Source organism: Sphingobacterium multivorum (genome assembly GCF_039511225.1).
Lineage (GTDB): Bacteria > Bacteroidota > Bacteroidia > Sphingobacteriales > Sphingobacteriaceae > Sphingobacterium.
In genome coordinates this window covers 4,433,883-4,458,416 of the sequence record NZ_CP154261.1, presented here as the reverse complement: position 1 = coordinate 4,458,416, position 24,534 = coordinate 4,433,883, and the positions used below count along the sequence as shown (strand labels likewise).

The window sequence follows — 24,534 nt, the reverse complement described above, 5'->3', positions numbered from 1 at the left end:
TTTAAAAAAGAACATTTTTTGATCCATTATCGTTGGTTCAAATCATATTTTATTTATTGCCAGTGACAATTTCAACTATACCTTCGAGCGAGGTAAGCTTCAATTGTTGGCCGAAGTAACTCTTGTGCTCATCATCGATGTGTATTTCGTTGCCTTCCCATTCCATCGCCAATCGACTAGCCCGGATAGGTTTTATTTTAAATTCGACGTTGGTTCCATTCAATAGTCCATCGATATAGCTAATAAGTTCCTGGCGTTGATCGGCAGTGACAATGATGATATCAAATTGTCCATCTCCAGGGTCAGCGTCAGCAGCAAGAACTAGCCGCGGTCCCATACTTGATATATTCATGATCTCAACAAGTATGCAATCTTTTTCATAGTTATTTCCAGCCACTGTGAGTCTTAGTGTGGTAGCTCGGAATGTTTCTACCAGTTTGCGAAGCTGTCTTAGTGCGGTTTTGATTTCATCTTCTGCGCTCAGCTCTTCTGTATTTTTTTTATCCATTTTCTTCATCAGTAAAGGAAATACACCAAAGCCAATGGATTCAATAAAATACAACGGCTTTCTTTCTAGCTCCATAACCATTCCTACATCGAATTTTTTAAGTTGGCAATTTTTCCAGAGATCGATAGCTTTTTCAATGTTCAAAGGAATACCAAGAGAAATAGCAATATTGTTTGCAGTGCCTTGTGGGAGTATGGCGATTGGCCTTTTAAATCGTAGTTTTTTTTCCAATAGCGCCATAATTACCATTCTTATAGTCCCATCACCGCCAGCAAGGGCAATGATGTCTGTCTGCGGATCGATTTTTTTGACAGCATCTTTTTTGGTTACTACAATGCAATTGTGGCCAAGATCTTCAATCAATTGGCATAGTTCATCTTTGTCTCCGTTTGAGTCATCCCCAGCAGCAGGATTATGTACTAACCTTATGTTTTTGCCATGTTCTTTCATAAAAGCTGAACAAAGCCTGCTTGAGATTGGTTTTCATAGAAAAGGACAGTTATGAATATACTTATTACCAATGATGATGGCATTTATTCACCGGGGATTGCGGCACTGGCAAATGCGGCAAAAGAGTTTGGGACGGTAAAGATTGTTGCGCCCGATGTGGAGCAATCTTCTATGGGACATGCTATTACGCATTCCCGGCCCCTAAGCTACCGACGTGCACCGATTACTTTTGAGGATATTGAAGCGTTTAGGGTAAATGGCACTCCAGCAGACTGTGTGGCGTTGGGTCTACATATGTTTCCCGATACGCAGGTTGTAATTTCGGGTATTAACATGGGACCAAATTTAGGCAATTCCATGTGGCATTCCGGAACTTTGGCTGCGGCAAAGCAGGCGACACTGCTCGGTATTACCGGTATAGCATTGAGCACACCTGTCGGAAAGACCGAGCCAGACTTTGAAGGATTGTATCTGTGGACAATCGATGTGCTCAAGATTTTACTGAAAAATAAAGGCCCTGCCCTCTATAATGTGAATTTTCCAGCCAATCCGGAGGGGCTTTCCTGGACAAGACAATCAGTACGTTTATATGATGGCCGTGTGGTGCCCGGTGAGGATCCCATGGGAAGGAAAAATTATTGGATCACCGTGGTGCCGTTAGAACCTGCAGAAAAGGGCACGGACCGTTGGGCAGTAGAACACAATTTGGTCTCTATTACGCCTTTACGTCTTGATCTTACTGCACATGATGAACTTGCTGTTAGAGTAACCAGTGAATAGCCATAATAGGGAAGGCGTAATGATGTGTTCGGCTGGCAGGGGAGGATTTTCAGCACAGCACAAATTTAATAGCTTTCAAGCAGTCAAATTTGTTTAGTACCTGGCATAGTTGATAATGCTAAGCGTATTTTCCTATCGGATAGGTAACTCTAGCTTTAATCCTGAGATACAATTTAACAAACTTATAAAGTATCAATGGGAATGATCATTTTAAAAGTAATTTTACTGCCCTTCAAATCTACCACTATCTTTCCCTTGTGCATTTTCACTATTTCACGCGTAATAAACAATCCTAATCCAAGTCCTTTGCTATTGGTTCCTCTGACAAAAGGCTCAAATAGATCTGTAAAATCTAAAGATTCAGAATTCATGACTTCATTTGTGACACTAAAAATAAAATTTTCGTTTCGAATAAAGGCATTTATCTTTATATCTTCATTGGGATTGCCATGTTTTATTGCATTTCCAATCAAATTCGCGAAAACTCGGCCCACTTTGTGCTGATCACAATGTATTTTAGCTGAAAGATTGATATTGGCTAATAATTTCCTATGATGCAACAGCTCAAATTCTGCTAAGATTTGCCTTATCAGTGAATCCATACACTTTTGCTCAATCAATCTTATTCGTCTATTTTCAAAACGTATACTGCTGAAATCCAAAATGTCATCTATCATCCCTTTCATCCGGAAAGAGGCTTCTTCTATTTTCTTTAGTAAATTTTTATGGTTTTCGTCACTTATATTCTCCAAAAGATACTGCGATATCACCTTTACGATGCTGACTGGATTATTTAAATCATGAGCTAAGGAAGCTAAAACGAGTTCTCTGTTTTTGGAGTAATTAATCTCCTGTTCTAATTTTTTTCTCGTACTTCTATATTCAATTACAGATTTAAAGTCTATTGCAATCAAATCACCACAGACTGGGAGCAGCATTTCCAATTTACTTCGGTCAAAATGCACAGGTTCGGTGTTCATGAAACTCAGGTGTCCTACAATAGAATCACTATTGTTAATTATCGGGTAAGAAATATAACTTTTTAGACCGAATTCCTGAAGAAGGAGTGCCCATCGGCCGACAGAACATTGTTCGCTATCGGCAATGTAAATAGGTGAAAAACCCCTACGGATCTCCTGATATATTTTAACATAGGTTTCGCTATTTTTATTGACGATTGTCCGAGACTGATAATCGTAAACACACCAATTCCCCCATTTCAGGCCATCTTTCTTGCGTATCAAGCCATATCTCATTTTCGTGTGGCTGCATAATACCTCTAAAATTTTTTGACAGGAATCGAAATCGCTCCCCTTAGCATAGTGTTCATTTAATTGATTTGGGCTTATCATTATGTAGGTCGATTTGATAAATAATAGCAGTTGACTTATTGTTGAGATTGGTGTACTTCATAGTTGTTAAAACCCTTAATTGCACGAAATATAAACACTATCATCGCAAAAACTAAAAGTATATGAATAAAATCTTCAGTTATGAATCCGCCTAAAAAAGTGACCGCCCACATGATCACCATACCGATACCTGCCAAATATAATAGATCTTCCATATTAAATACGATTGTTTATTGAAGAACAATATTATCAGTGAATCGTTTCGTAATTTTATAATGCGATAGGAAAAGTTACTAAAAAGAAGCTGTGTTAAGTGAAGTCAAACGCTTTAAGAAGAATCATCAGGTTTGGAGATATTGAATACTGTTGTTCTAACCAATACTGAAGTGCGTAAAATAGGTATAGTAAAGAATACATATAATGGTTATATTAGTTATTATTAAAATTTCTTGTATGAAACGTATAAACCAATTACTCAAGGGGCTTCTTGCCGTCTTCACTTTATTCTTTTTTATCCAGTGTAGCAAAAATTCTGCTGAAAGCAATGAGAAAATAATGATTGTGGGACCGCAGTTGGTTGATTGCGAAGGTGTCAGCCCAATGAAGTGCATGCAGGTCAAGGCGAAAGAATCAGATAACTGGGAATATTTTTATGGGAATATCCAGGGATTTAACTATGAATCAGGATATGAATATGTGATCAAAGTAAAGGTAGAAGAGGTCAAAAACCCTCCTGCTGATGGTTCATCTCAGCAATATACACTGATAACTCAAGTGTCAAAAACAAAAAAGTAATTTGATTATATACTAAGAAAGTCCCTTTTTGAGAAATTGGGACTTTTTTATTTTCTTATCCAGACTGCCAAACGGAAAAGACCTTGATTCCTTTAGGAAAAGGGTAAAAGTGATGAAAACGGATGATACGCTTTTTTTAAACGGAAGGTAATCTACGGGATAAGCTTATGTAAAAGCGATCCCGCAGATGGTTAAACAAAATAAAAATACTTATTTGCTTTCTAGTGCGACTTCCTGTGCTTTATAATAGCTTTCTATTAAAGCTTGATAATTAGGCATCACCAAGGAAAGTGCATGTGCATATTTCGCAGCGTCGGTATGTTTCCAACTTTTTAATATTTCGCTAATTACAGCTGTGGTCGTAATGGGAATAACACCTGCCAACTGTAATCGAGAAATTGTTACTTGTGTTGATAATGGACTCATATCGCCTGAAGCATCAATGACCGCAAAAACTTCATAACCTTCCGAAATTGCTGAAATGGCAGGAAACGCCACACAAACACTTGTTAATACACCTGCAATAACCAATTTTTTCTTACCAGTAGCTTTAACAGCTTCAACAAATGCAGGAGTGTCCCATGCATTTACTTCACCAGTACGTCCGACATATTGTGCATGTGGGGCATTTTCGTGGATTTCTGGCATCAATGGACCATTCGGACCCTTTGGTTCTGAAGCAGTTGTAATAACAGGAATGTTTTCAATAGCGGCGACCTGTGAAAGAGCGACTACATTACTTCTCAATGTAGGTACTTCAATATCTTTTACTGTCTGGAATAGACCACTTTGGTGATCGATCAATAAAAATGCTACATCGTCCGCGTTGATTCTTGTTGTAAGTGCCATGACTTTAAGATTTAAAATGTTAATACTAATTTTTTATAATGTCAATGGTTCCGGTATTCATGAAATCTGACCTAGAGGAACCTGTTTTCTTTTGTTTGATAAAGTTAGGGACTGTTGAAGCAGCAAAAAATGGAGTACAACAAGCATAAAACATAATGTACATTAAGATTTATTGCTGCTATTATCATTCTGCATCCTAAAGGAATAATCGATGGAGTTATTCGATCGCTTATTATTCTAAATTTTTAGCTTTAAGTATTTCCCAACTTTACTATATTTGCCGCTAATAATAATTAGTCTAAATAGTAATTGTGTCTTTTTGCAGAGCAGTATTTCCAGGATAGCAAGGTTTGGAAATAGAAAGACATCAATATGCAGACAGGGCAAATGATTTTTTAAACACCTTAAATACGTGAAAAAAACAACAAGATCTTGGTTTATTACCCAGAATACAATATTGGCTAGTAGTCTATTGGTTTTAAGTTTTTCTATAATTCCAGCAATAAGTTTTTCCATGGAAAAACCGATGACTGTTAAGAAAAATGGTCATGGTCAAGAACCAGGGATAATTAAGGGCAAAGTGAAAAATTCAGTGGGGAAAGGTTTGTCCAATGTGTATATCAATATTGACGGGATAAATAGTACCAAGACTGATAATGAGGGGAATTTTATTTTTTCAAAGATTCCTAAAGGAATTCACTCCATGACCGTAAAGCATATTGGTTTTCAAGAAATCAGATCGCAGATCGCACTGGAAGGGGAAATTCTGGAGCTTCCGGACTTTGTCATGGAACAAACAAGTAATCATTTGAATGAAGTTGTTGTGACGGCGAGCAGATTGGCTGAAAGCATCGACGAAGTACCATCGTCAATTACCTATATCGGAGGTAAGACCTTAGAAGATCAGCGTCTGATAAATGACAACTTACCCAATATCCTAATGCAGAAAGTGCCAAGTATCTCTCCAAGTGAGGAAAGCCAAAACAACTTCATCGCTAAAATACGTGGTCGGAATTTTTTGGTACTTATCGATGGGATTCCTCAATCTACTCCTTTAAGAAATGGCGGAAGAGATATGAAGACGATTGATGCTAGCGCAATTGACCATATCGAAGTCATCAACGGTGCCTCTGCAATGTATGGAAATGGTGCCGCCGGTGGTATAATTAATTACATTACAAAGAAGCCAAAGATAAACAAGAGTTTTCATTCGTCAACCTCTTTAAATAATTCCCTAAGCTTGGTCAAACCAAGTGAAACATATGGGTATAATTTGGCACAAGTATTTTCGGGATCGCAAAACAAGTTTGATTATGTCGTGCAAGGAAAGATTGCGCGAACCGGCGTGGTCCGCAGCTCTGATGGTACCATTGTAAGTCCATTCTATGGTCTGGGCGAGACAAAAAGTTATAATACCTTGGCGAAGATCGGTTATCAGATTAACGATAATCATCGCATTGAATTGATGGGTAACTATTATAGAAGTGTTCAGGATAGTAAATACGTCGGCACTAAGGGGGAGTTTGGAAGTAAACCCGCTATTGGGATCCCTTCAGATACAGTGATTAATGGCGGAACACCTTACAATAAAGCTTTTCATGTAAAGTATGATGGCAACTTTGGTCGGACTTCAGCAAATATGAGTCTGTATTATGAAGATATGAACACGGTATTTGAAACCTACAACCAAACCTATTCAGATCATAAGGGAGCTAGACTAAATTTCAGTACGCCCTTTGATCTATCCAACAACAATAAAGTAACCTTAATTTATGGAGTAGATCTTTTAAAAGATCACACGGTTCAAAAAACGTTGAGCGATGGATTAGTGACACCCGATATGAACATGAAAAGTGGGGCTTTATATCTTCAAAGTAAATTTAATCTCGCCGATTACTGGATAGTGAAAGGTGGTGTGCGGTACGAAAACTTGGATTTTAAGGTAGGGGATCTGACAAAAGCAGGGAAAGTTACTCCGGGAGACAAGAGCAATTCAAATGCATTTGTATTCAATTTGGCAGGAAGGTATAATAAATTGAAATACCTACAGCCCTTTGCTTCATTTTCGCAAGGATATTCTATCGGCGATGTGGGGCTTGTATTGCGAAATGGAGTACCTTTGAGTCAAATCGATCCGAAGCCAGTAGTTGTCAATAACGTTGAGTTGGGTCTAAACGGGACCTATTCTATGTTGAGCTACCAATTGACAGGGTATTATAGCTCCTCCAAAAAAGGCAGTACATTCGCAGAAACGTCAACACCTGGTAATTATGAATTGATTCAAGTGCCGCAACGTATTTACGGTTTGGAGTTTGTTGTCGATATTACTCCTGTTGACTGGTTCAAGTTTGGTACTATACTCGGGTACATGGATGGTAGGCAAGATTTGAAAAATGAGGGAAAGTATAAGGATAAGTTGGACAACTCCATTATTTCGCCTTTTAAAATAAATATTAATGCCGATTTCAAATTGACAGATCGGTGGAACGTCTATCTCCAATATTTACATTTGGGTAAACGCGATGTTTTTCAACCTTCTGAATATAATTATGGCAAATACCCGATTTCGGGCTATGGGCTGATGGATTTCCAAACGCGCTATAAATTAAAGAATCTAGCTTTCATTTTTTCAGTTAATAATATCCTAAATAATGATTACTTCCCGCTGCACGCGGAGGTGAGAGGAGCCACCAATGAAGGCCGTTATTATGTAAAAGGAAGCGGGACAATAGCAAATTTAGGTATTCAATTGGATCTGTAATTATTTATCGTAATTTCTATATTGCAACTGGAATAAAATTCAAAAAATAGAATTGATTCGAAGGTATTATAAACTGTTCCCATTAGACGTATAAGAATTGGATTCATCTGTGTTAGGTGATATATATGAGTTTTCAGTTTTTGTTATTAGATTAGCATAACTGAATTATCGATTTCGATATTAATATTAATTTCTCTGACCATTTGCCACATGAAAGGGTGTTTTTCAAGGATTATAGACCATGGATTTTTCAACTATATTTTAGCGATTTGTTTCGCGCTTCTTTTTACGGAGACATGGGGAAATGGACTGAGAATAAAAGGAAACGCATATCCGATTAACAATCGATCAGCTGCAGCGATATCTTTCGGCCAAATCAAAGGATTGGAATCATTTAATAAAGGGACTTTTCAGCTGTCTTTTAACCTGGCGCTTGATGAAAAATCAAATCAAGGTGGAATATTTAAATTGAATTTTGTCAATTCAGAACAGGCCATTTCAATGAATCTCCGAAGTATTCGTGGCGATAAGATTGAATTTAGCCTTAATTTGGAAGGTTCAAGTAGTTTGGGACACCTTGTCTTTGATAAAAGTCAGCTTAAAATTCAACAGTGGTTTTCAGTAAACTTGCATATCGACCTGTCTAGGAAAAAATTATTGTGGAAAGTGTTGGATCAAAGCATCGTCCTCTCTGAAATCACGGGTTTGAAAGCCAATGCGGCTCCCCTCCAGCTAATCTTTGGAAAGAATGGTTATGCGATCGATGTAGCCGATTATACCATTAAAGATATTTATTTATCTGGTGGAGATGTACATTGCAGTATCCCATTGAAGGAACGGCAGGGAGATATTATTCATGATAGCCGTGGCAATGCCATTGGAAAAGTGCTGAATGCGAACTGGATGGCAACGGAATCCTTTTTCTGGGAAAAATGGAAGACGATAAAACTCAAATCTATTGGAGGTTATCAAATTGATCAGCGTGGTGGCCGGCTAATTGTTTTTTCACAGGACAGCCTTCGCACTATTGACCTGTATTCTGGCAAGGAATCAGTCCATCCAATGCCGCATAATCTTCCACTTCGGATTCAGTTAGGAAATAGCTTCCTTCACGATAATAAGCTTTACATCTATGAAGTCAATAATTTGCCTCAAGATAGCTGTTCCATTGTACGCATAGATCTGGATAACCCACAGCTTGTTTGCGTAAGCAAAAGGCAGTTACCGATGCAGCTCCACCACCATACGGGGCAGTTCCTGTCGGAAAAAGATTACCTTATTTTTGGAGGTTTTGGAAACGAACGTTATAATGGAAATTTTCTAAAGTTAAATATCCAAAATGGAACATGGGACACGCTGTCGGTTAAAGGTGATAAAATTCATCCCCGCTATTTTACTTCTTCTTTTCTCGATAGTTCCGATCATTTATACATTTTTGGCGGAATGGGAAATCCACAAGGAGATAACAATCTTGGGCGTAGCTATTATTATGATCTGTATCAATTTGATGTCAACCAGCAGTCGGTTAAAAAAATCTGGCAGCTTCAATGGGAAGAGAGAAACAAGATCCCTGTACGACAACTGGTTTATGATGGCAAACGGAACTTCTACAGCCTGATGTATTCCGAATACGAATCCAGTTCTTCTCTCCAGTTGTACCAATTTTCATTGGATAAACCGACCTATCAGCCTTTGGGCGATTCTATTCCGATTAGGTCCGATAAAATAAAAACCAATGCAAACCTTTTTCAATTTGAACCATTGAATAGGTTCTACGCTGTGACTGAGGTCTATGATAATGAAGAAGTGAGGTCAGAGATCACAATCTATAGATTAAGACTTCCTGTTTTAACAGCGAGTGATTGGAATAGTGAACAAGAATCAAAACGGATATCCTTTCTCCCTTGGATAATAGGTTGTGTGATTCTTATTCTAGGAGGATTATATTGGAAGTGGAAGAGAAAAATAGGTAATAAGGCTGTTTTAACACCCTTGTCATCCTATCAAATACCCAATGACCGTCCAGCCAATAAACCGCCTTCAGCCGAATTGGTTTTGACCAATGATTTTCTGTTTCCATCAGTAAATTGCGTCCATCTCTTTGGCGATTTTCAGGTTATTGATGCGAAAGGAGTGGATATTACACATCTTTTCAAAGGAAAAATAAAGCATTTATTGATATTACTCCTTTTACACAACCCCCAAAAAGGAATCAAATCTGAACTATTGAGCAGCTTGCTTTGGCCTGAGAAGGAACATGGTGCTGCCAAAAATATTCGAGGCGTTACGCTAAACCACCTTCGCAAATCTTTAGAATATCTGAATGGAATTAAATTGGTATATGCTCAATCCTATTATAAAATAGAATTAGACGGAACTTATATCGATAGTTATCACTTTAAATCCATTATGGAGAGCAATTCAATAAGTAATGAATTGTGGACAATCTTGAGCCGTGGACAATTTCTGTCCAAGGAAAGTGCTGATGGATTAGATATGCTTAAATCTCAAATGGAACAAGATATTTGCGATTTTCTAATGCGTCAGATTCAACATGCCATTGTTATAAATGAATTGAGGATGGCGTTGCAGCTCATCCATTTCCTTTATGAAACGGATCCAACTTCCACTGAAGCACTGAAGATCGAAATTAACATTTGGAAGAGAATCGGGGATATGGCCAAAGCTAAAAAGGCATATCAAAAATTTCAAAAGAGATATCATAAATGGATGGAGGTTAATTACAGTGTATCTTTCGAATCCCTTTTAGATCAGGATTAGTGCGTTTTTCTAACGATTAACCCTTAGATTAACCCCTAAATTAATCAGCCTGCATTAATATTGTTTTCGAATAAAGCCAATTAAGCTAAATCCAGTAAATCAATTTAGCAATGTGCATATTCTAATGATATTAAAATAACCAATCTGATTATGAAATGGATTAAAAACAAACTGCTTCTTATTTTTTGCGGTACGTTATTGTTTACCGCCTGTGTTCAGGAAAAGCAGGGGCCAATGGAGCTTGATCTTTCCTGCCTGAACAATTATCTGGATACCATGCAAGTTCTTTTGGATACCGCCAAAATAGGTGAAGTCGATGGAACTTATCCAAAAGCGAATGCCATTGAATTAGAACAGGCTTTAGGCCATCTCAAAGAGGGGATTTCCAAAGCAAAGGCCGGCTATTTTGTATTACCTTTTGAGGTAAATAGCTTTTGTATCGACGCTAGTAAAGCCATTCAAACATTTCGAAATTCCTATCAGGAAACATTATCGTCTGGTACTGTTGGTGAATTACAGGTATTTGGGATTGATAAAAAGGGATACATCGATTTTGGTGAGTCTAATTTGTTCAGCTCTTCCAGACAATTTACCGTAGAATCCTGGATCAAATATGACCCTGGTTTTTTTGAGTTTGCCATTGGAGATTTTGTCGCCACTTTTAGTCATGATGGTAAAGGTGTAAAACAAGGTTGGATGGTTAATTTTATGGGAAGTAACCTCCGTACGACGCTTGGAATGGGACCTCAGCAAGACCGTGTATTGGAGTGGGGCGCAGCCTATCCAACCAATTATGGGCAATGGAATCATCTTGTAGCTGTTTATGACGAATCCTTGGCCTCGGATCAGTTAAAGATGTATATCAATGGTAAATTATTATTCTCCAAATCTAACGATATCAAGGATCCAGCGGGTGTATTACAAAAATATCAGCCGAATAGCCGCAATCTTAAGATGTGGGCTTTTGTAGAGCCCGAGGACAATAATCGTGGTATGACGGGATATATAAAGAAATTTCGATTATGGAGTAGCGCTAAATCAGCTGTAGAAATAGACCAGTTGATGACTGCTGAAGTGTCTGGAACGGAATCGGATTTGATATGCGCTTGGGATTTCGTGAAGGTACCCGAAAACAGCCAATCGATCCCAGATAAAACCAATAAGTTCCATGCAAAAATCGTAGGCCAGCATAAATGGCACAAAATCAAATAAGGAGATCAATATAGTATCAATTTATAAAAGATAAGGATGAAAATTTATTATAAATCTATTTTCACTATGGCAGTGCTTATGCTGTTTTCCATTGTTGTTATTGGACAGCAGCGTCAAGTGAAAGGTCGAGTGAAAGACAAGTCTGGCACTCCTTTGACGGGAGTATCTATTTCAACTAATTCAAGATCGCTGGCTTCAAGTAAGTCTGATGGAACCTTTGATTTGAACCTTCAAGTGGGCAATTCGTTGACATTTACTTTATTGGGATATGAATCGGTTATTACGACTGTTCCTGCCAGTGGAAGTCTAGAAGTAACGATGATGAGTAAGGACGAAAACCTCGATGAAGTCGTTGTTTATGGTTATGGAAAAGTGCAAAAAAAGGATTTGACAGGCTCAATTGCCAATATTCAAAATTCGGAGTTGGTTCAAGCGCAAGCCACCAATGTAACCGAAGCGCTAAATGGTAGGGTAAGTGGAGTTTTGGTTACCAAAACCAACAATAGACCTGGAGCCGATATGAGTGTTCAAATCAGGGGAACGAATTCATTCAATTATTCCAACGAACCTCTTTATGTCATTGATGGTATTCCATCTTACTCAGGGATGAGACACTTAAATGCCGCAGATATTGAGTCTATCGATATTTTAAAGGATGCATCTTCATCTGCTATTTACGGTTCCAGAGGAGCTAATGGAGTGGTGATTATTACGACGAAGGCAGCGGGAAAAAAACAGGGTTTTCAATTAGAATACGCGGGCTCGCTCAATCTTAAAACACCAACTCGTATTCCTGATATGATCGGCAATATGGGTAACGGACTTGAATACGTAAATTATAAAATTGCGCTTTGGAAAAAGAAATATGGTGAAAGCTCATTAGGCCGCTCTGATTTCCTAACCACTGATGAAAAACGTCGTATTAAATATGGTGAATATTATGATTGGCTACGCGAAGTGACCTCAAATAGCTTAGGAAATACACAATACCTCAGTGCCAACGGACAATCCGAAAAGAGCAATTATGCTTTTTCTGCAGGGTATAATAATGACGAAGGACTGGTCGGTAACGAAAATTTTAAGCGTTACACGGTCAATATGGGGCTGCAGCATCGTATTTCAGAACGCTTCAAAGTCGGGATGAACAACTATTTTTCGTTTAATAGAACCAATCATGGGGCTGATGATGCACTTATCAATGCTTATTTCATCCCGCCGATCGCAAGTCCATATGACAAAGATGGGAACTATGCATTCGAAGTACAGCCCACATCAAGTAAAATAAACCCTTTTGTTCAAATAGAGAACAATAAGAAAGTTACAGAAGCGAACTTTATCAATCTAGCTGGATTTACGGAATTCAAGCCTTTACAGGAGCTCACCTTCAAATCGCAATTTGCGATCCAGCTGGATAATGATACATATGGGGAATGGATTGGTCGATATACGCAGGCCAAAAGCGGTGTCAATGCACCGGATGCCTTTCGTCGGGAAAGCAAAAATCTAAATTATGTTTGGGATAATACCTTAACCTATGATAAAAACTGGGCTGATATACATAAAATTAACGTCGTCGGTTTATTTAGTATGCAGAAAGAAACTCATCAGGGATCACAGATGCGTGGTGTAGGTATGCCTTTTGATTCAGATTGGCATGCAATCCAATCAGCAGACGAAATTACCGATGTTTCAAGTTACTATTGGGAGGCAGCCATGTTATCCTATATGATGCGCTTTAATTACGGGTATAAAGATCGTTACCTCTTGACACTGACAGGGCGTAGGGATGGAACCTCACGGTTAGCACCGCAGAATAGGTGGGGATTTATGCCTTCCGCCGCGATAGCTTGGCGTATATCCAACGAAGAGTTTATGAAAAGACAACACCTTTTTAACGATCTAAAACTACGGCTGAGCTGGGGAAAGAGTGGTAACAATAATATGGACTACAATGTGGTCAATAGCGTATTGGATCTTTCTAAATATGTGATCAATGGTAAAGGACAAAATGGTTATGGCATCGGCGGCACAAAGGGTAATCCTGCTCTCACTTGGGAGATGACTTCAGAATGGAACCTTGGATTGGATTTTGCGCTATTGAACAACCGTCTGTCTGGGACAATAGATATCTATGACCGGACGACCAAAGATTTAATTTTCAGACAATCCGTGGCTGGTATCAATGGTTTTACTTCTATTCTTCGTAATGTCGGAACAACGGGTAACCGAGGAATAGAGCTCAATCTGAAAAGTATCAACGTACAACATGGCAATTTCTCCTGGAAAACAAACGCAGTTTTTTCGCTGAATAGGAACCGTATCAAGGATATTTTTGGCGACGGTAAAGATGACCTGGCGAATAGGTGGTTTATTGGTCAACCTATTCGGGTTATCTACGATTTCGAACGTTTGGGAATCTGGCAAGAAGAAGAAAAGGACATGGCAACAAAATACGGGCAGGCCCCGGGGCATATCAAAGTTGCGGATCTCAATGGCGACGGTGTTTTGGACGAGCGTGACTACAAGGTCCTCGGCACGCCTTCTCCTGACTATACCTTTGGCTTAACAAATACCTTTAGCTACAAAAATTTTGATCTTACAGCCTATGTGTATGGACGAATTGGAGGTTTATATAACGATGATTTCACCTATACATTCACCGCTTGGGACAACGAGCACTGGAATAAATTGAATGTTGCCTATTGGACACCGGAAAACAGAAGTAACAGCTATCCACAGATCGGGGCGCAGTCCTATTATACCCAAGTATTGGGAAAAGTGAGCGGCACTTTTGTAAAAGTACAGAATATTACCTTAGGGTACACATTGCCTGCCGCGTTGGCTAAACGGTTAAAAAGTAAATCCTTTAGGGCTTATGCATCCGTTATTAATCCATTTACATTTACAAAGTACCTGGGGCCCGATCCAGAGATTATCGGCGAAAATCTTTACACTCAACTTTCCATCTATCCTCGCATATTTAATGTTGGGGTGAATGTTTCATTTTAATTATTACGACATGAAGAATATATTTAAAAATCAAATAAACCTTTTCGTGCTGGGCGTTTCGCTGCTGGTTGGTATGGTCGGTTGTTCCAGCTTTCTCGATGTCGATTCGCCTTCTGTAGTAACCGATAAATTTTACGATAGCAAAGAAGGTCAGCAAAAGTTGCTAGTCGACTTATATGTGAAGAGTAGAGCTGTTTTTAATACAGGTGAAATGCAATATTTCGGAACGGACCTCTACATGGCAATTACCGAAGGTGAATCGGAGCGGATGTTCAACGGTTATGATAAGACCTTCAATGGTACAGCGCCAGTTGTAGGCGGATATTGGAACAATTTATATAAGATTGTACAAGAGTCCAACATTCTGCTAACTCGAACAACTGCAGACATTGCTGGAACAGACTATCCAAAAATGGTAGCGAAAGGTAAATTCTTCCGTGCCCTTGCATATTATTATTTAGTGGAAACATTCGGGGACGTCCCACTTTATCTGGAAGAACAGAAAGAGGTGCTGAAAAGTGTGCACCGTGCCTCCGAAACGCAGATCTATAAACAATTGATTGAAGATCTGGAAAGTGCAAAAGGGACCCTTCCATTCGGAAATGCTGAGCTAGGAGAAGTAAATGACGCTGCAATTCGATTTTTGTTGGGGAAGCTTTATCTAACGCGGGCATATAAATCATATGCGGTGACGACAGATTTTAAAGATGCGGCACAAAATTTTATGAGTATCAGCCAATCGGGTCAATATCGCTTATTGGGATCATATGCGAGTGTGTATGACGAAAATAATCAAAATAATAGCGAAGTAATCTGGGCGATGCAATATGGCACGGACAAGAACTATGTTGGTGGGGGGAATCCACAGCAGCAGCTATTTGGCTTTAACATAACTGCATTGGAGCCTGACCTTTTTGTTCGTAATCAAGCTGACTATAGCGCTATGAGTAGGCAATATTGGGTTATACCGCGTGTTCATGAATATTTTGACAATCCCGATGTGGATACACGTTACGACGTAACCTTCAAACGTTCATTTATAGTGAATAATCCAGCAAGCAAAGATTTTGGCAAATTGGGGATCTATTTTCCACGCTGGAATGACCATTCGGGGAATGTTGTTGGAGCGTTACGTTTTTACCCCTTTAAAAATGGAAATGACTACAATTGGTATCCGCAGTCTACTGCATTGCCTGTACTGACCAATGCGATAGACCGGATGCCCATTATCCAAAAATTCAAAGATGCCAAAATGCCCTGGGGTGGGGCAGGTACACGAGAAGATGTTATATACCGTCTATCGGATGCATATTTATTAGCAGCAGAGGCCTATTTGGGCATGCATCAAAATCAAGAAGCACTCCATCTTGTCAATGAGCTCCGCAAACGCGCTGCGCTATCCGAGACTGCTTTCAACGATCAGCTCAAACTGTCGGCTCTTAGCTTGGATGTACTGCTCGATGAAAGAGCACGCGAACTTATGGGCGAGCACGATCGCTGGTTTGATCTAAAACGGACCGGTAAACTTATTGTGCGGGCGAAGGCCAACAATCCATTGGTTCAAAAATACAACAACCTAAACCCCATTCACCTATTGAGGCCTATTCCACAGGATGAAATCAATAAAACCGAAGGATTGACCCAAAATAATGGTTATAATTAAATTGAATGCTTTATGAAATACGCTATGATTACTGGAATAATGCTTGCCCTATGCAGTCTATTTTTGAGCTGCTCAAAATATAAAAGTCCCGATATCAATCAAGGTATGAATGATACCGTTCCACAACTATATGAAGAGCTTTACGAGCCCATTAAAGATAACGGGCAGTATAATTTATTAGAGATGACGGTAAAACCCAAACGATACTGGTCTGTCGTGGAGGTCCTTAACGTTGGTTCTAGAAACAATATTGGTGAAAGCAATGAAATACGAGGCTTACAGTATCATTTATTGGCGCAATCGCTCGCTGGGTTGACCAACCGTGCTGTACAGCAGGGAAAGAGCCAGATCGCTGTCTGGTTGCATGATCATGCGGGGCGGGAATCCTACAGCCTGTCTAAGCAGGCGTTGGGTGATCTTGGGGTTAGCGAACAAGGGATGCAAAGTGCCATTGAGCTGGCGCGGAATAATTATGGTCCGTCCGATGGGATCAAGTTGCAGATAAAAGATCTATTCGACGGTTATGTACTCACGGATGTAACAAATAATCCAGAAAGTAATATCGTGGCTTCAGTGGCTTCTTCCGTGTACAATGCGTTGATTGTTGATGTCCGCGACAAGGCCAAATATGATGCGGCCGGATATGCGATGAAATATGATGCGCGTAATAAATCCACGGCAGATGCCTGGAAAGAATTTAAAACGAAAGTTAGCAACAAAGCGTTGGTGGTTATGCCCGTACAGACTGGAGAATTGCGCGACTTCGCAATTGCCAACAACTTATTTGTCCTCAACATTAATAAGCAAAAAGAGAACGCAACTGCCGGCCAGAATTTACAGGTGTATGAGGAAATATTATCGTGGCTGGCGCCTGGCGCCCCAATCTATGGATGGGAGCAAGGCGTGGATGAGTCGGTATTCGTAAGCAGGGCATCTGCCAAGGGGCATGTCTGGGTCCCTAGCGATTGGACGTATAATATTACATTGACTTCATTGACATACAAACAGCGTCAGACAGGTGTATTGGCTAAGGTTGTCAATCCGCAGTTTATCGACTGGTCGAAGGATAAGAAATTCGTTGCTTATTATCTTTCGGATGGTGACAATGTACAGTGGATGATGAACGATTTTGTTTCTGATTACTATCAAAACAGCGATGCCGCGAACATGAAAATGGGGTTTGGTATTTCTGCGAGCAATCTTTTGCAAATGGCACCAAGTCAATTTAGTAACGTCTTTAATAAGCAGCATCGTGATTATGCTTTGATTGAAGCCCTTGGAGGTGGTTATCAATATGTTGATAATTTTGGGATCGAAGATAACCGTACCACACGTCTGGCCAATTTGGCCAAAGATGTTGCACAGCATATGCGGCAACATCGCATTAAAGTGCTTGGACTGATGGCTAAAGATGTGAAGTCGGCAGCTGCCAAAGAAGGGTATCAAGCATTTATTGATGCTAATGATCAGCTCGAGGGACTTGTTGTCTTACAATACAGTCCTTATGCAGGCGGAAAGGGAGATATTATTTGGTTGAAAAATAAACAAGGGTATGAGATTCCGGTCATTAGCATTCGCTATACGCTTTGGAATTTTGGAAATGTTAATCATGAACGGGAGGGAACCCCAGCTTATATTGCCCAAAAACTTACAGCAGACACCGAAAATAAGTTCTCCGTAATCGGGGTGCACGCATGGAGTAAGTTTAGAGATATAGGCAAAGGGGCAGATCCTATCGCGGAAAATACGAATGGAGAGTTGGACGGAGCTTCGGCGGCAAAACTTATGCGAAACCATTTGGGAATAGATTTCGAGACCGTCAACGTCCAGGAATTGATTTGGCGCATACGTATGAGCCACAATAAAGAGGAAACAGAACGATACTTGAAATCCTATTACTAAGCATGGATTTAACATACAGTCGATAAAACAATACATCTTCCGTTGAGTCATTCTGCCATTGCATGGGCTCGCGGCGGATGTATTGGAAGTCTGCACGATGATAGGTGGCCTTTGAGATAAGCTTGCGCTCGCTATGATTTGTATTCAACGTTTTCAAATGCTTAATATGTATCCGGAATGAAATTCGCTATTAGACCTATTCAACATTTTTTCAAAGTCGCGATGCTAGCAGATCGGTAGGCGTGTAACCAAAATGCTTTTTAAACGCATAGGAGAAATGTGAAAGATTTTCGAATCCTACCGCGTAACAAACTTCGATTGGTTTCATTCTTTTTTCAACAAATTGATAGTGTGCTAGCTCCAATCGTTTTTTTGTTAACCATCGCTGCGGTGTGAGGTTGAAAATCTTGCTAAAATCCCTTTTGAAGGTGGTTAAACTTCGTCCTGTCAGATAACCGAATTTTTCCAGCGATAAATTGAACATAAAGTTCTTTTCCATATAGCCTGCCAGGTCAATTTTGCCGGGTTCTTCAAAGTTAGCCAAAATAGGATCTATTTCTTTATCTATCGCCCGGAGGATACTGATTGCTTCCGTGATTTTCAGGGAGGCAATGTTCTCGGGCAGTTTCTGTAGTTCAAAATAAGGAATCAATGAGGAAAGACAGCTTTCCAGTAAAGGATGATTGTTAAAGCTGTATATCTTTTCCGATTTTCGAGCAGAAGGCTTTATGGTCAGATTTGCATAGAAATTTTTTAGCTTCTCACTCGTTAAGTGCATCACGACCGTTTTGTGAGGCTGTCCATCTTTTGGGTAGTTGATAATTGTTGCTAACTGATTTCTTGGTATTAGAAAAATATCACCTTCTTTAAAGAAGTAAGTAGCATCGGCTTGTACAATTTTTGTTTCACCGGAAATAAACCAGATTAACATATGGCACTCGAAACTGATATCCGATTTGAAGAACTTATCCTCATAACAGGATAGCTTAATATCATCTGTTATATATTTTGCTTTATACTCCATGATTCGAATTTTCTGTTCGGCTTTAAAGGCATTGTGATGAAATAAATATAAAAAATTAATAGCTAAATCTTTTATCGTAAGCCGTTTGGATATTAGTCTATATTGAACTTTACTCCGGTCATTTCTTCACTAAGGTGCCAAAGGCGTTTTGCTGAATCTTTATCCAATGAATATTGTTGGACACCGTTCTGATGCAGTTTTGTATGGGTTGGGATTAAAGGATCTGTTGGTAGCAACTCTGCGATATCGTTATCTTCCAGATATACACCGCCTATTTCATCTAATAACGGACTGGTCGCTGCAAAAACCGTAGTCGCAGCACCTTGTGGAATGGTCTTCAATGCAGCCATTATCGCTGGGTGTATATTTCCATTTTCATCTAAAAATCCTAACTTCCTCCATTGTTCCGGGTCTGCATTCCGTCCTAATTCTGTACCTCCGATCGAGCCTGGATGTAAAGAATACGCCCTTATATTAAAATCTTTGGCTCGGTTATCTAGCTCTAAAGTGAAAAGATTGCTTGCCGTTTTTGATTGACCATAAGCCTGAAGAGTTTCATATTCGCGATTTTCAAAATTTGGATCTTCAAAATTGAAGGAAGAATTATGGTGTCCAAGAGAAGATACATTGACAACTCGTGCAGCACCCGCCTGTTTTAATGCGGGCCACAGTCTAGCTGTAAGATGAAATTGCCCTAAATAATTTGTCGCTAGTTGCGATTCAATTCCACGTTGGTCACGCTGCAAAGGGACCCACATAATACCGGCATTGTTGATTAGTAAATGAAGTGGTCTGCCTGATAAAATGAATTTTCTAGCAAATCTGTCAATAGAAGATGGTTCAATCATATCCACTTCTTCGATTTCGATATTTATTATACCTGCTAAATTTACTTTTGCTTTTTCAACGTTTCTTGCAAGAACGATAACAGTTGCACCGGCAGAAGCGAGCGTTTTGGTAGTTTCAAGTCCGATTCCCGTATTACCTCCCGTTACAATTGCGATTTTATTGCTTAGATCAATTCCTTTAATGACGTCCTCTGAAGTAGATTTTGCTGTGAAGCCAGAACCGATTGGTTTCTGTAATGCTCCTTGATAATTGTTTGCTTTCATTTTAAAAATTTGATTTTGTTAAGACAAAGGTAGGAGGGATTTTGACGCAGGGTTTTGTTTAGACGTCCTAACTTACTTTGTTTAAAAGATCAATGAAAAATATAAGGCGAACAACTCATTCAATTGACTTGTACAGGTTTTGAACGATGTTGGGGAATCAATCTTTTTCTTTTTACTGTTAATGATACCGCTGATAATACTCTTCTATCAATTTTTTGAGCTCATTGAAGTCAAGCGACAACTGATCGACCGAAATGGCTATTCCATTTTCGAGCACATGTTGTTGTACTTGTGGAGCGAACTGCTGGATATAATTTTCGGGATTGTGTAGCTTCAAAAAAACAAAATGGACACCATGGGCCATCCCTGTTGAGACGGATTGAATCGCAGTCCATTTTACAGTCCCAACCTTTATTCCTACTGGTGTACCGTTATATCGAATACCATCTGCGTTTAATAGGAGGCCGGTTCGATCTTTATTAAATAGGGCCTTTATACCACCAATCAGACAATAACACCCTAAGCCTCCTAAGGTCAACATCAGTGCCCCATGGAAAATTCTTATTTTTTCGGCGACAAAGAAGATATAGTAGGCAAATGCCAAAGCCGCTATCGTCATCAGCAAACCAAACAGCGCTAATTTCAGACGCTTTTTATTATCAAATTCTATGATAGTCTCATTCATAATTCACTTTTTCTTCTATGTATTTATAGGACTAAATTAGAATAACTTTCCTCAAATTTTCAAGGGAATTCCAATTCGTGGTGAATCGTTTTAAATTCGCGGTATTTTAATGTCTATCTGTATTTAAACTATTTTCTAAACTCAATTATATCCAGCGCTATGCCTCCACGAATCATCTGTGATGATCAAAGTATTGATGGGTTAATCTATCCTCGAATCCTTTTCGAGCTTTTTGGTCTGTTTTGCTGAAAAGGTTTTTCCAAAATTGTAGCTGAAACTCAATTTTGCATAGCGCGACTTCAATTTATTCACTGTTTCAATGCTAATCACATTGCCTAAACTGGAAATAGGTGCTTTTTGTAAGTTGAAAATATCCTCAATCGTGAGGGATATATTTAACTTGTCCTGAAGCACTTGTTGCTGTAAACCCGTTGTGATATATCCCGTTGCGCCATATTGCATTTGAAAACTATTTCTTTTCGATGCATAAAAGCCGAGTATTTGAACAGTAGTCTTTGGCAGAATATAGATAAAAGTATTGATCGACCCACTAAAGTTGACAATCCCAGGTAACAAAATATCTTCTGTATTGTTCGATCTGAAAGTTGGGCGTTGTGCTGATAAATATGTACTGACATTCACGCTGCTTCCAAACTTGTTTTGCGACATGACATAACCTCCGATTTGGTTTAGATTATAATCATTATAATAGTTAAACTCTGGACTTCCAACCTCCTCATTATATCTGGAGATATATGTAAACATATTCTTCGAAGAGTTTCCATATAAAGAAAAGATCAGTGAGTGGTTGCTATTCCACTTATGTGAATATTGCAGATCTAGCCTATTCGCAAAATATGGCTTCAAATGCGTGTTACCGTTGGTGAAATAGATAGGATTATTGTTCACCGCAAATGGATTGAACATACTATACCCGGGACGTTCGATTCTTCTGTTCCCTGATAAAGCAATGCTGTTTTTAAGGTCTTTGAAATCATAACGTATATTAAAGTTGGGAAATAAATTAAGATAGTTGTTTTTAATTTGTTCGTCAGTTAAAACGGCTCGTAATTTATAGTCGAATGATTCTAATCGCAAGCCTAAATCGAAGGAGAAGTGTTTCAATTTACCATTCAGAGAAGAATAGGCTGCAAGTATATTTTCGTTATATTGAACCTTATTTTCACTATTTAATTCACCTGCATCGATAATTCCATCTGTGGCTAGATTCTTAAAGAAGCTTTCTGTATTTGCACGGGCATATTTTGCACCGAATTTTAGATCAATACCCTTTCCAATGTTTGTTTTGTAATCTGTATTGAATGTCCAGATTTCATATGGTCTGGAAGTAATAAAATTTCTGCTATCATTTTCTGAGGAATTTATTTCCGTGTTAGAAAAATCATATGCCTTTCTCCAGAATGAAGTGTTATTCTCATTCGAGTATTTCGCGTAATTCATACCGATCGAAAGCTTGCTTTTCGTTTTAAAATCTTTATCATAAATGAAATCGGCGATATGAAAATTATTGTCCAAAAACATGAAGTCCTGCTGTTTAAGCTGCCTTTGAAATTGATCTTCCCGATTATAGATCGTAGCATCTCTTTCATTAGGAAATTTGCCATAAAAGCTGGCGTACCAATAATTAAAAGAAAGTGTGCTCGTCGAATCAATATTATAAAGTGTATTGGTTTTCATGGAATGTGTTCTTTGGGATCTTTCGCTGGCCTGTTCTTGTCTATAGAGATAACTAGAATCGGGTAAGTAATAGTTTTTTATTAGATCGTTTCGTTTATGTAGGTTTTCACTATATGAAAAATTATAGCCCACTGAAATTTCAAACTTACTTTTTTTAAGATTTATATTGAGCGATTGGTCGGTCCCCCAAAGGGTGGAAACACTTGTACTTACCGACCCAAAGAACCCCAAATTGGAATTTTTCTTAAGTCTGATATCGAGCACACCTCCATCTCCGGCGGAATCATATGCAGCACCTGGACTTGTAAACACGTTAACGGACGAGACCTTATTGCTCGGTAGAGATTTCAGGTAGTTCAATAAATCTTGACCACCCAAATTGACTTTCCGACCATTGATCAATACAGTAGCTCCTTTTCCAAGCAATTGTAATTTGCCTTCCATTTCATCAACTGTTAATCCCGGAACCTGCTTGAGCAGTTCTGCTATATTTGTACTATTGCCTAGTATATTGTTTTCCGCATTAAATCTATACCCACCGGTAATAAGTTCTAGGGGAGGTTTTCTGGAAGAAACTGCAACCTCCTCAAGCTTATTGTCAATCTTATGAAGCTTTATAGTACCCAAATCTATATTGCTCCCGTTGGGTATTACAATTCTTTTTATCTGAAACTGAAAGCCCATATGATTGATTTTTAGGTAAAATGAACGCTGACTATGGATCAATTGGAAGTCCCCACTTTCATTTGTCACTACTGTTCTGACAGGATTGCTGCCACTTTGATGATCCAGTAAGGATATGGAAACTAAATGAACAGGTTCGTTAGTAATAGAATCAACTACTTTGCCCGTAACAGTAAAGGTTGAATCGATGAATGAAACGATCGTCGTGTTAGACGAAGCATGAGATATAGCGAAAAACAACAGGTATGGGAGAATTAGGGCAATTTTTTTTAACTCTTTCATGTATTTAAGGTTCTTGTGCAAAGCTTGATGACGATTGTTTGTGGTTAGTGACTATAGGTTAGTCGAGCTCACGGAAAAAATGTTGCACGTGTAATAATAAAAACGAACATAACTTTAGAACCTTGGTCTTGTTATAGTTAAAGCAAGTCTCTATCCTCGATGGGTTACAGTTTGCCACTATTAAGGCTATGATGTTGGTTTATTTTTATTCTAAAAAATATTATTTTTAAAATAATTAAAACAAATATGGTATATTTATGTTCTAAATAAAGTGTATGAAATATCAGCTTTTAAAAGAAATCATTGGATTAGTTGAAGAGTTTGAACAGGAAAACGTAGACGGAATCTATAGCACTGACGCAAATGGATTTAAACGTTGGATAGTAACAAAGGAAACCGATGTTCTCGAAGAACCCAATTGGGACGGTAAGGAAAATGGGCGTAGTCCGGAAAGTGTCATCAGCACGTTAATAGTGCATATGAATAGGTTCGCAAAAAGTTATTCAAAGGCTGCTATTTGGGAATCTGATTTTTCCACACAAGAGGAGTTTATCTATCTTATTACACTACGGTCCTTTGGTGAGATGACAAAAATGGAATTGATCAGAAGGAATATTCATGAAAAACCAGCCGGCATGGCCATTATAAACCGTTTGATCAAACAAGGTTGGATACGTCAACACGATTCAAAACTGGACCGCCGGAGTAAGTTGCTTTACATCACGGAAAATGGCTTGTCGGCATTGGACCGGCAAATGGGAAAAATACGTCATGCGACGCAGATTGTTTCAGGCGATTTGACCTACCACGAAAAAATAACATTGATAAGTTTATTGGATAAACTGAGCAAATTTCATCAATTAATCTATGATAGAAATATTGCACCGGAAAAATTGCTGGAGCAAGTGAAGTTATAATCCACATCGGGATGCGATAGAAATGACAAAAGGCAATAGGATGTGTACATTACTAGTTGCGGTGCCAATA

At 38.8% G+C, this 24,534-nt stretch carries 17 protein-coding genes; 9 read left to right on the top strand and 8 right to left on the bottom strand.

Annotation, left to right across the window (positions count from 1 at the left end; all coding sequences use genetic code 11):
• Positions 1 to 49: 49 nt before the first annotated feature.
• Positions 50 to 958 (bottom strand): diacylglycerol/lipid kinase family protein, encoded by a 909-nt coding sequence (locus AAH582_RS18485; protein ID WP_343319495.1) that lies wholly within the window; start codon positions 956 to 958, stop codon positions 50 to 52.
• A 51-nt stretch (positions 959 to 1,009) separates the two neighbouring features.
• On the opposite strand from AAH582_RS18485, the gene surE reads away from it, so the two are divergent.
• Positions 1,010 to 1,738 carry a 5'/3'-nucleotidase SurE gene (surE, locus tag AAH582_RS18480; protein ID WP_343319493.1) on the top strand — a complete coding sequence of 243 codons (729 nt, stop codon included), beginning with the start codon at positions 1,010 to 1,012 and terminating at the stop codon, positions 1,736 to 1,738.
• A 182-nt stretch (positions 1,739 to 1,920) separates the two neighbouring features.
• Here surE and AAH582_RS18475 read toward each other — a convergent pair whose 3' ends face one another.
• A complete protein-coding gene (locus AAH582_RS18475) occupies positions 1,921 to 3,090 on the bottom strand; it encodes a GAF domain-containing sensor histidine kinase (RefSeq protein ID WP_343319491.1) in 1,170 nt (389 codons plus the stop codon).
• A gap of 35 nt (positions 3,091 to 3,125) precedes the next feature.
• A complete protein-coding gene (locus tag AAH582_RS18470) occupies positions 3,126 to 3,305 on the bottom strand; it encodes a lmo0937 family membrane protein (RefSeq protein WP_046675131.1) in 180 nt (59 codons plus the stop codon).
• A 238-nt stretch (positions 3,306 to 3,543) separates the two neighbouring features.
• Here AAH582_RS18470 and AAH582_RS18465 point away from each other — a divergent pair, with 238 nt between their 5' ends.
• Positions 3,544 to 3,885 carry a DUF4377 domain-containing protein gene (locus AAH582_RS18465; RefSeq protein WP_084823232.1) on the top strand — a complete coding sequence of 114 codons (342 nt, stop codon included), beginning with the start codon at positions 3,544 to 3,546 and terminating at the stop codon, positions 3,883 to 3,885.
• 210 nt (positions 3,886 to 4,095) lie between these two features.
• Here the strand turns inward: AAH582_RS18465 and AAH582_RS18460 are convergent, their stop codons facing one another.
• Positions 4,096 to 4,734 (bottom strand): isochorismatase family protein, encoded by a 639-nt coding sequence (locus tag AAH582_RS18460; protein ID WP_112375887.1) that lies wholly within the window; start codon positions 4,732 to 4,734, stop codon positions 4,096 to 4,098.
• A 514-nt stretch (positions 4,735 to 5,248) separates the two neighbouring features.
• Between AAH582_RS18460 and AAH582_RS18455 the strand changes: the two genes are divergently transcribed.
• From AAH582_RS18455 to AAH582_RS18430, 6 genes are all read left to right on the top strand, one after another.
• Entirely contained in the window at positions 5,249 to 7,495 is a 2,247-nt protein-coding gene (locus AAH582_RS18455) for a TonB-dependent receptor (RefSeq protein WP_343319487.1), read from the top strand.
• Between the two features lie 210 nt (positions 7,496 to 7,705).
• Positions 7,706 to 10,276, top strand: coding sequence for a Kelch repeat-containing protein (locus AAH582_RS18450; protein ID WP_343319485.1), 2,571 nt, complete (start codon positions 7,706 to 7,708; stop codon positions 10,274 to 10,276).
• A gap of 150 nt (positions 10,277 to 10,426) precedes the next feature.
• Positions 10,427 to 11,488 carry a LamG domain-containing protein gene (locus AAH582_RS18445; protein WP_156167697.1) on the top strand — a complete coding sequence of 354 codons (1,062 nt, stop codon included), beginning with the start codon at positions 10,427 to 10,429 and terminating at the stop codon, positions 11,486 to 11,488.
• 36 nt (positions 11,489 to 11,524) lie between these two features.
• Positions 11,525 to 14,497, top strand: a complete 2,973-nt coding sequence (locus AAH582_RS18440; RefSeq protein ID WP_343319482.1) for a SusC/RagA family TonB-linked outer membrane protein — start codon at positions 11,525 to 11,527, stop codon at positions 14,495 to 14,497.
• Between the two features lie 10 nt (positions 14,498 to 14,507).
• On the top strand, positions 14,508 to 16,160 hold the full coding sequence (locus AAH582_RS18435; protein WP_343319480.1) for a RagB/SusD family nutrient uptake outer membrane protein: 1,653 nt from the start codon (positions 14,508 to 14,510) through the stop codon (positions 16,158 to 16,160).
• Between the two features lie 12 nt (positions 16,161 to 16,172).
• On the top strand, positions 16,173 to 18,062 hold the full coding sequence (locus AAH582_RS18430; RefSeq protein ID WP_343319478.1) for a hypothetical protein: 1,890 nt from the start codon (positions 16,173 to 16,175) through the stop codon (positions 18,060 to 18,062).
• Between the two features lie 211 nt (positions 18,063 to 18,273).
• On the opposite strand, the gene AAH582_RS18425 is transcribed toward AAH582_RS18430, so the two are convergent.
• The 4 genes from AAH582_RS18425 to AAH582_RS18410 form a co-directional block, all read right to left on the bottom strand.
• Complete coding sequence (locus tag AAH582_RS18425; protein ID WP_046675136.1) at positions 18,274 to 19,086, bottom strand: helix-turn-helix domain-containing protein; 813 nt, start codon at positions 19,084 to 19,086, stop codon at positions 18,274 to 18,276.
• A 92-nt stretch (positions 19,087 to 19,178) separates the two neighbouring features.
• The gene (locus tag AAH582_RS18420; RefSeq protein WP_343319476.1) at positions 19,179 to 20,198 is read right to left on the bottom strand and encodes an SDR family NAD(P)-dependent oxidoreductase; all 1,020 of its coding nucleotides are present in this window, start codon (positions 20,196 to 20,198) and stop codon (positions 19,179 to 19,181) included.
• A gap of 178 nt (positions 20,199 to 20,376) precedes the next feature.
• A complete protein-coding gene (locus AAH582_RS18415) occupies positions 20,377 to 20,883 on the bottom strand; it encodes an STM3941 family protein (protein ID WP_336829322.1) in 507 nt (168 codons plus the stop codon).
• Between the two features lie 201 nt (positions 20,884 to 21,084).
• Entirely contained in the window at positions 21,085 to 23,547 is a 2,463-nt protein-coding gene (locus AAH582_RS18410; RefSeq protein ID WP_343319472.1) for an outer membrane beta-barrel protein, read from the bottom strand.
• A gap of 275 nt (positions 23,548 to 23,822) precedes the next feature.
• On the opposite strand from AAH582_RS18410, the gene AAH582_RS18405 reads away from it, so the two are divergent.
• A complete protein-coding gene (locus tag AAH582_RS18405; RefSeq protein ID WP_286832193.1) occupies positions 23,823 to 24,464 on the top strand; it encodes a MarR family winged helix-turn-helix transcriptional regulator in 642 nt (213 codons plus the stop codon).
• Positions 24,465 to 24,534: the final 70 nt, after the last annotated feature.

Coding starts and splice junctions, on each gene's coding strand:
- AAH582_RS18470 (WP_046675131.1), bottom strand. CDS start 3,305: ATGGAAGATCTATTATATTTGGCAGGTATCGGTATGGTGATCATGTGG.
- AAH582_RS18435 (WP_343319480.1), top strand. CDS start 14,508: ATGAAGAATATATTTAAAAATCAAATAAACCTTTTCGTGCTGGGCGTT.
- AAH582_RS18415 (WP_336829322.1), bottom strand. CDS start 20,883: ATGAATGAGACTATCATAGAATTTGATAATAAAAAGCGTCTGAAATTA.
- AAH582_RS18410 (WP_343319472.1), bottom strand. CDS start 23,547: ATGAAAGAGTTAAAAAAAATTGCCCTAATTCTCCCATACCTGTTGTTT.
- AAH582_RS18445 (WP_156167697.1), top strand. CDS start 10,427: ATGAAATGGATTAAAAACAAACTGCTTCTTATTTTTTGCGGTACGTTA.
- AAH582_RS18450 (WP_343319485.1), top strand. CDS start 7,706: ATGAAAGGGTGTTTTTCAAGGATTATAGACCATGGATTTTTCAACTAT.
- AAH582_RS18430 (WP_343319478.1), top strand. CDS start 16,173: ATGAAATACGCTATGATTACTGGAATAATGCTTGCCCTATGCAGTCTA.
- AAH582_RS18405 (WP_286832193.1), top strand. CDS start 23,823: ATGAAATATCAGCTTTTAAAAGAAATCATTGGATTAGTTGAAGAGTTT.
- AAH582_RS18455 (WP_343319487.1), top strand. CDS start 5,249: ATGGAAAAACCGATGACTGTTAAGAAAAATGGTCATGGTCAAGAACCA.
- surE (WP_343319493.1), top strand. CDS start 1,010: ATGAATATACTTATTACCAATGATGATGGCATTTATTCACCGGGGATT.
- AAH582_RS18465 (WP_084823232.1), top strand. CDS start 3,544: ATGAAACGTATAAACCAATTACTCAAGGGGCTTCTTGCCGTCTTCACT.
- AAH582_RS18485 (WP_343319495.1), bottom strand. CDS start 958: ATGAAAGAACATGGCAAAAACATAAGGTTAGTACATAATCCTGCTGCT.
- AAH582_RS18425 (WP_046675136.1), bottom strand. CDS start 19,086: ATGGAGTATAAAGCAAAATATATAACAGATGATATTAAGCTATCCTGT.
- AAH582_RS18475 (WP_343319491.1), bottom strand. CDS start 3,090: ATGATAAGCCCAAATCAATTAAATGAACACTATGCTAAGGGGAGCGAT.
- AAH582_RS18420 (WP_343319476.1), bottom strand. CDS start 20,198: ATGAAAGCAAACAATTATCAAGGAGCATTACAGAAACCAATCGGTTCT.
- AAH582_RS18440 (WP_343319482.1), top strand. CDS start 11,525: ATGAAAATTTATTATAAATCTATTTTCACTATGGCAGTGCTTATGCTG.
- AAH582_RS18460 (WP_112375887.1), bottom strand. CDS start 4,734: ATGGCACTTACAACAAGAATCAACGCGGACGATGTAGCATTTTTATTG.